Below are 11,838 nucleotides of genomic sequence, written 5' to 3'. Positions count from 1 at the left end.
GTTCTATTATGGAGGCGAATCTGAGGTGAAACTGAGGGTCTGCCTGTGGAAATATCTGACAAACTGCTGTGTCTGTTCAGTACGGACGTTTCGGAAGAGGAGGATCGATACGTTATCGAGGTACCTCGTCAAGAGGTCGAGACCGGCGACATCGACCCCGGCGAGGTCTATCGCGTCGCGCTCATTTCGCGGGAGGACGAGGAGGACGGCGAGGACGGCGAGGACGTCTCGGCGACCACCAAACCCCAGAGTGCGCCGTCCGAACCGCAGCCGCCGGTCGATGTCGGGGAAACCCGCTACGTTGAAATCGAAGACATCGGCAAACAGGGCGACGGTATCGCCCGCGTTGAACGCGGCTACGTCATCATCGTTCCCGGGGCGGACGTCGGCGAACGCGTCAAAATCGAGGTCACCGAGGTCAAGTCGAACTTCGCCGTCGGCGAGATCATCGAAGACACGTTCTAAGAACGACCTTTTTGCGTTCGGGTCGGCTTCGCCGATCCCTCACGCAAAAACCTTGACCAAAAAGGCAAGCACGCCGTACAGTGACTGCTTTCTCGGCCAAGCCGTTAGCTATCGTCCGGTTTCGTCACTTGAGTCGCGACGATTCGGACCCGCCTTGTGGAAAACAAGAATCGACCGACCAGTCGCGGCTCCGTATCACTCCTCGAGCGGCGTCCCGTCGACCCGTTTCGCGCCCTCGGAGTCATGGACGACGACCTCGCTGGGGTCGGGATTGGCGGGTTCATACTCGTCCCGGACCGCGATAGCCTCCTCGAGTTCCCGGACGGCGCGCTCCTTCAGTGCTCGAGCTAACTCCTCGGCGTCCGCGCGGGAGATGTCACGCCCGAGTCCTTCGCACTCATGGGCCTGAAGCACGCCCGCCTCGTCGCCGGCTTCGCCGGTTTCCCGTTGCGCTTCCAGCGCAACGCTGTCGACGGCCTCGCCCATCGGCTGGCTAGTCCCCGCGAGCGCGACGCTGAATGGGTAGGTCTGACAGATCAGCGGGCGGTCGTCATGAGCGGTGCAGGCTCCTGTTCCCGACTCGTCTTCCTCGTAGAAGGTACAGTCGCCACAGCTGTCGGTCTGGAGCGCCCACTCGAAGGTCTCGCCCTCGAGGCCGCCGTCTCCCGTCTCTGAGAGCCCGTAGGGCATCGGCCGGGCGACGTCGCGCCAGTCGTAGTCGCCATCGTAACTGTCGCCCTCCTCGATATCGCGCACCTCGTCGGGAAACACGGTCGCCGTGTGGTCGTCCTCGGCCTCGCCCTTGCAACAGGCTCCACAGCGAGTACACTCGAAGCCGATCGATTCGATTGCGTCCGCGAGGTCGTTGACCGCGAGTTGGCGTGCGTCTTCGATTTCAGCTTCGAGCGATTGCACACCGGAGGGGAGGCAGTCGATGCGGAAAAGTCAGTCGCCCTCGAGCGGCGTCGCCCGTTCGCCGTCCCAGGCGACGTGTCCCTCGACGGCGAGTTTCTCGAGATGGGCGCGGACCGTCGCCCGAGCGAGGTCGCGCACGCCCGAAAGATCCTTCTTATAGGCTGACTCGAGGATTTCCTCGAGCGTTTCGGCACCCCCAGTGACGGCCTCGAGTACCCGCCGTTCGCGCTCGGCCCGGTGAGTGAGCAGTCGCTCGAGGGCCGCTCGAGGCTCATCGATTTCGGGACCGTGGCCCGGATGCAGTGCGGGCGGGTTCATCGCCCAGAGGCGGCGTAATGTCGTCACGTACGCGCGCATGTCGCCCTCGGGCGCGCCGACGACGACGCTGCCCTCGCGGACGGCACAGTCGCCACACAGGATCGGCCCGCCGTGGCCAGCCGCGATCGCGACGTGATCCGGCGCGTGGCCTGGTGCGTCGAGGATCCGAACGCGATCGTCGCCGAGCGGGATCGTCGTCCCGGGCGCGAACGTCCGATCGGGCTCGCGACCCGTCGCGTCGCGGAACCTGTCGACGCGGCCGTACCGGGCCCAGACCGTCGCACCGGTCTCGACGGCGTAGGCGTCGACCGCGCCGACGTGATCGGGGTGGGTGTGGGTGACGAGGATGTGCTCGACGGATCGCTCACGGACCGCGCGGTCGAGGGCGTCGGTTCGGGCTGCAGGGTCGACGAGGATTGCCGGTTCAGTCCCGGACTCTCGGCGTTGCCGCGTATTGTTCGGAGACGACGGAGTCTTCTCCTGGATTAGGTAGGCGTTGGTCTCGCCGGTCGGCGCGCGCGTCGCGACCGGGACGGACCACCGAGTGATATCCATGTCCTGACAGTGCGACCGAACGAAAAAAGGCGTATCGACGGATGGCCAGTGTGCGAGTCCACCCCTGTACCCCCGAACAGTGGAGACGAGACCGGCAGCGAGAGGGTCAGTGTTTGAGGAAGTAGACCTGTTTGCGGGCGTCCCGGAAGCTGTACCGGGAGCCAACGAGACCGACGTCCTCGAGTCGGTTGAGCGCGTAGCGAACGGTGCGGTCGGGAAGCAGCGATTCTTCGGCGAGTTGGCCCTGCGAGAGCGGCGAGTCACTCTCGAGCACTTTTGCGACGAGTTTGGCACTCGGTGGCAGATCGCGGAGCCGGTCGCGGTATTCGTCCTCCGAGAGGGTTTCCTCGGCGGCAGCGGCGCGGTCCTCGGCTGTACTCATGCTCATACCTACGTCAGCGGAAGCGCCGATGGTAAAGCTTCCCTATATGTGGATACGAATAATGCAGTTTGTATAAGGCATATGAATGGGGTATTAACACGATTAGACCATATATATTTTCTGAGCCGGTCTTCCCGTAAGATGGACAGCGGTGAGTCGGAATTCGACCCACCGTCGTCAGCGGACTCCAGTATCGTTTTATCCTATCGCAACAGTAGATTCGCCCAGTGTGAAAGGACAGGAGTGGTACCAAGCCGACGACATCGCCGAGGAATACGACGACAAGCGGTTCTCCCGGGGTGGCCAGTTAATCGACCGCCGGGAGAAGGAGGCCGTCCTCGAGGCCATCATGCCCGTCGAGGACCGAAAGGTCCTCGAGATCGCCTGTGGTACCGGGCGATTTACTGTCATGCTGGCCCATCAGGGGGCCGACGTCGTCGGACTCGATATCTCGGCAGCGATGTTACAGCAGGGACGCCGGAAGGCCAAAGACGCCGACCTCACGGGAACGCTCGAGTTCCTCCGCGGTGATGCAGGTCGACTACCGTTTCCGGACGATCACTTCGATACCGTGGTCGCGATGCGCTTCTTCCATCTCGCAGACGATCCCGAGGCGTTCTTGGCGGAGATGCGGCGGGTCTCTCGCGATCAAATCGTCTTCGATACGTTCAACCGGTTTTCGACGCGAAGCGTCTACAACTGGGCGCTCCCGATGGGTTCGCGGCTCTATTCGAAGAGCGAGGTCGCAGTCCTCCTCGCGAAGACGAATCTCACCCTCGTCGACGTTGAGGACGACTTCCTTCTGCCCTACGGGCTCTACCGGTCGATCCCTAACGGGCTCGCATCACCGCTTCGCGCGCTCGACAAGGCGGTCGGCGAACTCCCGGTCTCCGACCACTTCGCGTCAGTGTCGTACTGGAACGCAAACGTTCGCTGATCGAACCGACTGGAATCCCATCTATTTACTATCAGGAGCCCCTATCGGGCGGTATGGAGCTCTCGGTAGTCGTGTCGACGCTCAACGACCGGGAGCGGTTGCTATCGTGTCTCGACGCTCTCGCGGAGCGAACGCCGTCCTCGACGGAAGTCATCGTCGTCAACGGCCCCTCCTCGGACGGGACGACCGGCGTCGTCCGTGAGCGCGACGATGTCGATGTCCTCGTCGAAATCTCCGAACGGAACCTTGGTGTCTCCCGAAATGCCGGTTTCGAACTCGCGACGGGGGATGTCGTCGCCTTCCTCGACGGCGAGTACGCGATCGATCACAGCTGGTATTCGGCTATCGACGAGTCGATGGCCGACGAAACGGCCGTCGTTACCGGGCCAGTCACCGGCGGCCCTGTCGGGCCGGATCTGCGGTCGCCCCGACGGGTCGCCGGACAGACGGTCTCCCTCTTTCACGGTGACAACGTCGCGTTCGAGCGGTCCGTCCTCGAGACCTTGGATGGCTTCGACGAGTACCTCGAGGAGGCGAGCGAACGGGATTGCGCCCATCGCGTGGCCGGACTCGGACACGACGTCTCATGGTCGGCGACGATGGCCGCCCGGTGTGAGGTCGGGACGGACGGCGGTCGGGCCGACCCTGACTGGGGGGCGACCTACCGGTCGCTATCCTACCGGCTCGCGAAGAATTACGGGCTGCGACCGACCGTTCTCGCTCGGACCGCCGGGAGCGCGCTGCGGGACGGTATCAGTGGCGTTCGCCGGCTGGCGTCCGGCAAGGCAACGCCGACGGGCTGGGTCTCGGACGGCACTGACGTCATTACGAACATTACGCGCGGGCTGTGGGATGGCGTTCGTGCCCGGTATACCGATCGCTCGAGCCAGCGCAACCCACACGGGCTCTCGGAGCGCCACGACCGCGCGGTCCGGATCTACGACCGGCGCTGACTCGCTGTTGACTCGGCGTTCGATTTCTCACCCGCCGCGGCACTGAATCTCTCTCCTCGAGTCGCGTTGTGCCCTGTCCGTTCGCACGGTCCACGAGACCGAGGGTCCCGCGCTATTCGCCTATCGAGGTCCTGCTCGCGGTCGTCGTCAGGCCTCCTCCCAAGGCTTGGTCTCGGCGTCGACGAACTCGAACATGTCTCCGAACTCGCCGGGTAACTGCTCCTCGGCGTGAGCCAGTTCCCCGCCGGGAACTCGTTCGCTGAGGAGTTCGACGGCGGCCTTGATCCGGTAGACGGCCTCGGACCGGTCGATATTCGACGGCCGGCCGTACGACGCATCGAGGTCGAGATCGTCGTAGTTCAGCCGCTCGAGGACCCGGTCGACGAACGCGTCGTAGTCGTACGTCTGGCCGTGGTCGGCGGCCAGCAGGTATCGATCGATCTCCATCGGGAGCGGGCTCGCAATATCCGTCGCCCCACCTTCTCCGACGCGCTCGCCGAGGGTCTCGAGGACCGCACGCGTCGTTCGGACGGCTTCGGCCTGTGTCCCGGCTTCGATCCGGTGCTGTACCTCGCCGACGAAATCGGTGTAACTCGCACTCATGATCGTTCCACTGTCGAGACTGTCGGGCGTGACCTCAAAAACACTGTCCGCGGATTCGCAAGGGCCGCCGACAGTTGCGGTGCTTCGACCGGGTCCCCGACGCAAACGCTACAACTGGTCCGGTGCGAGCGCGTCGATCGTCGTCTCCGTGACCTCGCTCGAGGCCGGTTCCGGAACGACGACGATGGGGTGGTCGATCCCCGTTTCGGCGACGAGTGTCCGTAGTTGGTCGCACGCATCGTCAGGCGTTCCGGCGACGCCGAGGTCGGCGATCATCTCGTCGGTGACGGCACTCGCGGCCGCGCCCTTCTCGCCATCGCACCACGCCGCGGCGATCCGTTCGGCTTCGTCCGGGAACTCGGTCGCGACCGCCCGACGGTAGCCCTCGCCGCTCCCGACGTAGTAAGCGATGTGTCGCCGCAGCGTCTCGCGGGCCTCGGTCGGGTCCTCGCTGACTGCCGCGGGCACGTAGGGCGCGATCGTAATTTCGCTTGGATCGCGATCGCGTTCCCGCGCGGCCGTTGCGACTTCTTCGAAGGCGTCCTCGAGCCGCGAGAACGGGATGTTGTGCGGGATCCAGCCGTCGCAAAGTCGACCGACGACGCGGCGATTCGCCGGCCCGAGCCCGGCGTGGTAGATCGGCACCGACGTCTCGATCGACGGGAAGTTCGCCGCCTCGAGCAGTTCGCCGTCGTAGTCGACCGGCTCGCCGGTCCCTGCGGTGAACTCGCGGATCAGTTCGATCGTCTCGTGTGCGCGTCGCACCGGCCGGTCGAACGTCATCCCGTGGAGGCCCTCGACCGCCGTGGCCGTGCTCGTGCCGAGGCCAAGCGTGAACCGGCCGTCGGATGCGTCCTCGAGTGACGCCGCCGTCATCGCGAGGACGGCCGGTGACCGAGAGTAGACGTTCAAAATCGCGGTCCCGATTCCGATCTCGTCGGTCCGACAGGCCATCTCGGTCGCCTGGACGACGCCGCTGGCCCCCCAGAGTTCACCGACCCAGACGGTGTCGTATCCCTTCCCTTCGGCGCGAACCGCGACGTCCGCGAGAGCCACGTCGCCGAAGGCTGTTACCATGAGTCCAACGTCCATGCACCTCTCGTTGCGCTCCAGTGGCAAAAATCGAATCCCCGGTATAGTCGCGGAGACGGGCCCGACTCCGATAGTAGTCACTGGAAGTCACTGCATACCCGATCGCACGATAGCTGTGCGATCGTCGTGTGAATAGTTTCAGTTGTTACTATAGCTGCGACGGTCAGGTCGGTCGCTGCTCTCGACCACAATCCGAGGAGACGAGCCGGCTGGGGAAGCGAGACCGACTCCGTCACTTCGAGTTCAGCATCTGTCTCGGTGACGGCCCGGATCGTCGGCGTCAACACGAGCTTTGGATAGACGAGGGGGATATCTCGGCGATCGATCTCGCGTCGCTCAGAGGTGTCGTTCGGCGGCGGTCGCAATGAACCGTGGACGTGGTAGGCGCGTCCGCGACCGCTATTACATCTCGCGTCCGTCGAAGACGATCTCGCCATCGACGAGCGTCATCGCGATATCGATCTCGTCGATCCGATCCGAACGCTCCCACGGTGACTCCTCGAGCACGACCAGATCGCCGCGTTTGCCGGGCTCGAGCGTCCCAAGCCGTTCGTCGTCAAAGCCGGCGAGGGCTGCACCCCGCGTGTACGCTCGCAGCGCCTCGGTGACCGATAGCCGCTGTGGGTCCGTCGGCGCGTTCACCGCGTGGTGAATTCCCAGTAACGGATCCAGCGGCATACAGTCCGAGCCGAAGGCGAGGGGAACACCGGCCTCGAGCACCCGGCGGAACCGGTTCGTCCGCTCGCGTCGCTCCGCGCCGAGGCGCTGGTCGTAGAGCCCGTCCTCGTCGGCCCAGCGGTGGAAGTTCGGCTGCATTGAGGCGACGATCCCTGCGTCGGCCATGCGCTCGAGGTGGTCGTCGGTCGCTAGCTCCGCGTGTTCGATCCGGTGGCGCGACCCGCCGGGATCGACGGTCGCCTCGAGGGCCGACAGCGTCTCCTCGATCGCTTCGTCGCCGATGGCGTGGATGCAGACTTGGTACCCCTCTCTGTCGGCTCGCTCGACGAGGGCAGCGAGGTCGGCCGGATCGACGACCCACTGCCCGCGCTTGCCGCTGGAGTCGGACGATGCGTCTTCGCCGTCGCTGTCGCCGCTGTTGCCGCTTTCGCCGCCGTCTCCGTCGACATCCACGTATGGCTCCGCAAGTTTCGCCGTTCGACTCCCGAAACTCCCGTCCGAAAAGGACTTGATTGCCCCGGTCTGGACTCGCTCATTGCCGTCGTTCGTCCCGACGCCGACGTCGATGAGCGCCTCGAGGTGGTCGCTCCAGTAGTCGATCCGCACGCGCAGAGGGAGGTCGCCGTCGGCGGCCATCTCGCGGTAGACCCGCGGGGCGACCGAGCCGCGGACCTTGTCGTGGACGCCGGTGACGCCGCGCTTGACCGCGTACTCCGTCGCGGCCGTGAGCACTGTCCGCATCTCTTCGCGATCGGCCGTGATCCGTTTCCTGACCGCTTCGGCGGCGTCCTCGACGGCGACACCGGTCGGCTCGCCGTCCTCGCGTCGGAGATCGCCCTCGGGAAGGTCGTCAGCGAGGCGCTCGAGCGCGACCGTGTTCAGCGAGGCAGTGTGCAAGTCGACTCGCATTGCGACGACCGGTCGATCCTTGCTGACGCGGTCGAGTTCCGCCCGCGTCAGTGGAGTCGACCGCGCGTCGGTCCACTCGCTCTCGTCGTAGCCGAATCCGAGTATCCACTCGCGGTCGGGGGCCTGCTCGGCCCGCTCGCGGAGCAGTCGGACGCATTCATCGGGACCGTCGGCGTCCGAGAGATCCGCGTGGACGAGGTGTTGGCCCAGTTGCTCCATGTGCGTGTGCGCGTCGATGAATCCCGGGAGGACGACTCGTCCGCCGCAGTCAATCACGTCGGTTTCGACGTCCGCGAGGAACTCGATCTCGGACTGTCTCCCGAGGCGGACAATTTTGCCATCACGGATCGCCACTGCCTCGAAGACGGTGTCGGGGTCGGTGAGGGCATGAACCTCCGCGTCGACCAGCAAGCGGTCAGCGGCCGCAGTCATGCGAGAGTTCGCGCGGTCGAGTGACAAAACAGTTGGGTCACCGATCTCACTGTCCGGTTCGCGAGTACTGGCCGGGCCAGTAGGGACCGCCAAACGCCGAAACGAGATCGTACGGCGGCCCTACGACCGTCTCTCGAGCGCAAGGTTGACTTGTCCATCCGTTGACCGGCCTGTATGATCGATCGCGAAGGCCGCGTCATCTTCGGCTCGCTTCTCCTGGTCGTTCTCGCGCTCGCCGGCTCGATCGTCGTGGATCGCCAGTTCGGGGTCGCGATTCGGGACCGGCCGCTCCTCGCCTTTCTCCTGTTCGCCGGCGTCGCCGTGGCGTTGCCGCAGTTGTACCTCGCGGTCACCGACGACGACGAGGACCGTTCCCGAAGCAGGCTCCGGTTCGCCGCGGTCGCGATGGCGACGTTCGCGATCGCGTTCGCCGCCGACGCGGACGGCGGACGACATCTGTTGATTGCCCTGATTGGAATCAGTTCGATCGTTGCGCTCGTCTGTTATGAGGTCCTCACTGACTACCGTACGACGAGCGACGAGTCCGTGACGAGGGTCTCGTGACCGGACCGATGCCGTGATCGGGTGACAACGGACAGGAACCGATCCGGCAGCTGGCTGCTACCGGATCTCCGAGGCGACGGCAACCGCGCGAAATCGGCTCTTCGATTCTCGCCATTACAGTAGGAACCATTACCAGTCTGCGATTGAATGGATAGCTGTGCTCTCACGCGAAAACCGCGTTATCCTCGGATCGTTTCTCCTCGCCGCGGTCGCGTTCGCTGGTGTCGTCGTCGCGGAGTCCCGGTTCGGAATTACGGTCAACGACTATTCAGTGCTCGAGTTTTTCCTCTTCCCCGGCCTGTTCGTCTGTCTCCCGCAACTGTACCTCGCGAAGACCGACGCCACCGTCTCCCCCCGTAGCAGAGTCCGGTTCGCCGTCGTCGTAACGATGCTCTTCGCAGTGGCGTTCGCCGGGGACGCAGGCCAACTTCAGGAGAAACTGATCTTGGCGATCGGTGGCGGCGCGTTCCTCGGTCTCGTCGGCTACGAGTTCGTCGCCGGCTACCGACGTTCGGTGACGGGGATGGAGAAGTCACAGACTGACCCCGGTCGCTGACGCCCCGGTGACAAGCGGTCGCGCTCGAGTCGCGATGATCAGCAACTGTTAGGGCCCACCACCCTCTTGACCCATCCATGACAGACCCCGAGGACCTCGCCGAGCGAGTGCGCGAGGGCGACCTTCGCATTCACGAACTCGAGGAGCACGCCGACTATGATACCGCGGCCCACGCGCGTCGGCTACTCGTCGAACGGGAGACCGGCGCGGAACTCGAGTCGATCGGCGACTACGCCTTCCCCGCCGAGCAGGCGGACCCGAACATCGAGAATATGATCGGCGCGGCGCAGGTTCCGATGGGCGTCGTCGGCCCCGTGCCCGTAGCGGGCGGCGCGGCCGACGGCGAACACTACCTCCCTCTCGCGACGACCGAGGGCGCGCTGCTGGCGTCGGTCAACCGCGGCCTCAGCGTGATCCGGTCCGCGGGCGGCGCGGACGCGCGCGTGACAAAAAACGGAATGACTCGAGCGCCAGTCTTCCGAGTCGCCGGCGTCGTCGAGGCCGCCGAGACCGTCGAGTGGGTCGAGGACAACTTCGAGGCACTTCGGGAGGCCGCCGAGTCCACGACGAGCCACGGCGAACTGCTCGATATCGAGCCCTACGTCGTCGGTGACTCCGTCTACCTGCGCTTTGCCTACGATACCAAGGACGCGATGGGGATGAACATGGCCACGATCGCCACCGGCGAGGCCTGCGAACTCGTCGAAGCGGAGACGCCCGCCTCGCTCGTTGCGCTCTCGGGGAACCTCTGTTCGGACAAAAAACCCGCCGCCGTCAACGCTGTCGAGGGACGGGGCCGCTCCGTAACCGCGGACGTTCTGCTCCCCGGCGAACTCGTCGAGGACAGTCTCCACACCACCGCCGACGCCATCGCCGAGGCCAACACTCGAAAGAACCTGATCGGCAGCGCCAAAGCGGGAAGTCTGGGGTTCAACGCCCACGCCGCCAACGTCGTCGGCGCGGCCTTCCTCGCGACCGGCCAGGACGAGGCCCAGGTCGTCGAGGCTGCCAACACGATCACGACCATGGACGCCCGCGAGCGCGAGGACGGCACCACCGATCTCTACGCCAGCGTCTCGCTGGCTTCGCTCGAGGTCGGTACCGTCGGCGGCGGGACGAAACTCCCGACCCAGGCCGAAGCGCTGGACATTCTCGGTATTCGGGGCGGCGGCGATCCACCGGGCTCGAACGCCGACGCGCTCGCCGAGATTATCGCCGTCGGTGCACTCGCCGGCGAACTCTCCCTACTCGGCGCACTCTCCTCGCGACACCTCGCGAGCGCACACGAGGATCTGGGCCGGTAGCTCCGGCGATCCCTTTGTAGCGGACCGCTCCCGACGTTCAGTTTTATTGTCGGACCCCTCGAGTGACCGCCAAAAGCGTCCAGAAGGTGGTCGGTAGTGAGTATCAGTCCGCCGGAAACGCGACCGGTTAGCTCCCCGCTGCTGGCTCCTGAGAATCGCCGCTGCGGCGTCGCTTCGTTCTGATCGCGATGTACCCGCCCGACAGGGCAAGCAATACCAGTCCGAGCGCGACGTGCGCTCCCGTCGACCCGAGGAGGACGAGTAGCCAGCCGACGGCACCGCCTCCATGTCCGAGCGTGAGATCGTACTGGCCGACGCTCGCGTGGATCACTGCGAGAACGGCGAACGTCGCCGCGAGGATCCACGTCGCTCCGGTGGAGGTGTCGATCCCGACGAACGTCTCGCCGATGACGGTTCCGTAAACGAGCAACCCGATCGCGACCACCAGCCCCGCACCGACGACGGGCATCTGAAGGTCGACCGTCTCTGCCATACCCTACAGACCCGTCGAGACGGGATAGCCGTGGCGATACGATCCTGCCGACCTACAGCAGCCGGTAGCGCCCGCGACTCTCGCTGACGACTCCGCGTCGTGTGAGTTTCTCGAGCGCGTCACTGACGTACTCGGCAGAGATGCCGCGCTCGCCGGTGTATTCGATCACCTCGTCTTCCGTCGGCTCGTCGAGAGCCTCGAGGGCTTCCTTGATGATTTCTTTCTTGCTCCCGCTACGGCTCGGCCCGCGCGGGTCGCGGTCGCCGGCCGCGTCGACTTCGTCGACATCCAGTCCAGATTCCGAGAGGTACTCGTCGTCATCGACGACGCCGTCGGCGACCTCGTCCTCGAGGGCGGCAAAGGAGTCCAGTTCGGCGAAGGCCTCGCCCTGGCCCTGACGGTTAGCGAGCATCGACGCGCGCACGTCGCGGGCGTGAGCGGCGTCGTCGGTCTCGACAAACTTCTTGCGCTTTTCGTAGGCTCGGCGCGAGCCACAGCGGGGACATTGGGTCGTCTCAGAGCGGCCCTTGATGATCCAGAGGTTCGAACACTCGCTACAGCCGACGACGGCGTACATGTCTCGGAGTGGCCCCTCGCGGTAGTTCAAGGTTCGGCAAGCGCGGCGAAAGTAGTCAGGTGCTATGACACCGTCAGAGCGGCAACCGGAAACGGGAGACCGCGG

The 11,838-nt window shown here is 65.1% G+C and carries 14 protein-coding genes; 6 read left to right on the top strand and 8 right to left on the bottom strand.

Features of this window, described 5'->3' with window-relative positions:
* Positions 1 to 45: 45 nt before the first annotated feature.
* Positions 46 to 465: a TRAM domain-containing protein gene (locus K6I40_RS16515; RefSeq protein ID WP_222920098.1), complete on the top strand. Its 420-nt coding sequence runs from the start codon at positions 46 to 48 to the stop codon at positions 463 to 465.
* 195 nt (positions 466 to 660) lie between these two features.
* Here the strand turns inward: K6I40_RS16515 and K6I40_RS16510 are convergent, their stop codons facing one another.
* From K6I40_RS16510 to K6I40_RS16500, 3 genes are all read right to left on the bottom strand, one after another.
* Positions 661 to 1,380, bottom strand: coding sequence for a YkgJ family cysteine cluster protein (locus tag K6I40_RS16510; RefSeq protein ID WP_222920097.1), 720 nt, complete (start codon positions 1,378 to 1,380; stop codon positions 661 to 663).
* A 30-nt stretch (positions 1,381 to 1,410) separates the two neighbouring features.
* Entirely contained in the window at positions 1,411 to 2,253 is an 843-nt protein-coding gene (locus K6I40_RS16505) for an MBL fold metallo-hydrolase (RefSeq protein ID WP_222920096.1), read from the bottom strand.
* 106 nt (positions 2,254 to 2,359) lie between these two features.
* Positions 2,360 to 2,641: a helix-turn-helix domain-containing protein gene (locus K6I40_RS16500; protein WP_222920095.1), complete on the bottom strand. Its 282-nt coding sequence runs from the start codon at positions 2,639 to 2,641 to the stop codon at positions 2,360 to 2,362.
* A 223-nt stretch (positions 2,642 to 2,864) separates the two neighbouring features.
* On the opposite strand from K6I40_RS16500, the gene K6I40_RS16495 reads away from it, so the two are divergent.
* Entirely contained in the window at positions 2,865 to 3,572 is a 708-nt protein-coding gene (locus K6I40_RS16495; protein ID WP_222920094.1) for a class I SAM-dependent methyltransferase, read from the top strand.
* A 53-nt stretch (positions 3,573 to 3,625) separates the two neighbouring features.
* Positions 3,626 to 4,525, top strand: a complete 900-nt coding sequence (locus K6I40_RS16490; protein WP_222920093.1) for a glycosyltransferase family 2 protein — start codon at positions 3,626 to 3,628, stop codon at positions 4,523 to 4,525.
* Positions 4,526 to 4,672: 147 nt separating this feature from the next.
* Here the strand turns inward: K6I40_RS16490 and K6I40_RS16485 are convergent, their stop codons facing one another.
* The 3 genes from K6I40_RS16485 to K6I40_RS16475 all read right to left on the bottom strand — a co-directional run bounded on the left by K6I40_RS16485 (position 4,673) and on the right by K6I40_RS16475 (position 8,239).
* Positions 4,673 to 5,128 carry a DUF2267 domain-containing protein gene (locus K6I40_RS16485; RefSeq protein WP_222920092.1) on the bottom strand — a complete coding sequence of 152 codons (456 nt, stop codon included), beginning with the start codon at positions 5,126 to 5,128 and terminating at the stop codon, positions 4,673 to 4,675.
* 108 nt (positions 5,129 to 5,236) lie between these two features.
* Positions 5,237 to 6,220, bottom strand: coding sequence for an LLM class flavin-dependent oxidoreductase (locus K6I40_RS16480; RefSeq protein ID WP_222920091.1), 984 nt, complete (start codon positions 6,218 to 6,220; stop codon positions 5,237 to 5,239).
* Between the two features lie 402 nt (positions 6,221 to 6,622).
* On the bottom strand, positions 6,623 to 8,239 hold the full coding sequence (locus K6I40_RS16475; protein ID WP_222920090.1) for an amidohydrolase: 1,617 nt from the start codon (positions 8,237 to 8,239) through the stop codon (positions 6,623 to 6,625).
* Positions 8,240 to 8,413: 174 nt separating this feature from the next.
* On the opposite strand from K6I40_RS16475, the gene K6I40_RS16470 reads away from it, so the two are divergent.
* From K6I40_RS16470 to hmgA, 3 genes are all read left to right on the top strand, one after another.
* Positions 8,414 to 8,803 carry a hypothetical protein gene (locus tag K6I40_RS16470; protein WP_222920089.1) on the top strand — a complete coding sequence of 130 codons (390 nt, stop codon included), beginning with the start codon at positions 8,414 to 8,416 and terminating at the stop codon, positions 8,801 to 8,803.
* 157 nt (positions 8,804 to 8,960) lie between these two features.
* Positions 8,961 to 9,359 carry a hypothetical protein gene (locus K6I40_RS16465; RefSeq protein WP_222920088.1) on the top strand — a complete coding sequence of 133 codons (399 nt, stop codon included), beginning with the start codon at positions 8,961 to 8,963 and terminating at the stop codon, positions 9,357 to 9,359.
* A 77-nt stretch (positions 9,360 to 9,436) separates the two neighbouring features.
* The gene (gene hmgA, locus K6I40_RS16460; protein ID WP_222920087.1) at positions 9,437 to 10,663 is read left to right on the top strand and encodes a hydroxymethylglutaryl-CoA reductase (NADPH); all 1,227 of its coding nucleotides are present in this window, start codon (positions 9,437 to 9,439) and stop codon (positions 10,661 to 10,663) included.
* A gap of 127 nt (positions 10,664 to 10,790) precedes the next feature.
* On the opposite strand, the gene K6I40_RS16455 is transcribed toward hmgA, so the two are convergent.
* Together K6I40_RS16455 and K6I40_RS16450 are read right to left on the bottom strand one after the other, a co-directional pair.
* Positions 10,791 to 11,156 (bottom strand): hypothetical protein, encoded by a 366-nt coding sequence (locus K6I40_RS16455; RefSeq protein WP_222920086.1) that lies wholly within the window; start codon positions 11,154 to 11,156, stop codon positions 10,791 to 10,793.
* Between the two features lie 52 nt (positions 11,157 to 11,208).
* Positions 11,209 to 11,733 carry a DUF5817 domain-containing protein gene (locus K6I40_RS16450; protein ID WP_222920085.1) on the bottom strand — a complete coding sequence of 175 codons (525 nt, stop codon included), beginning with the start codon at positions 11,731 to 11,733 and terminating at the stop codon, positions 11,209 to 11,211.
* Positions 11,734 to 11,838: the final 105 nt, after the last annotated feature.

The organism is Natrinema sp. SYSU A 869 (assembly GCF_019879105.1).
Classification (GTDB): Archaea; Halobacteriota; Halobacteria; order Halobacteriales; family Natrialbaceae; genus Natrinema.
This window is presented reverse-complemented; position numbering and strand designations above follow the sequence as displayed.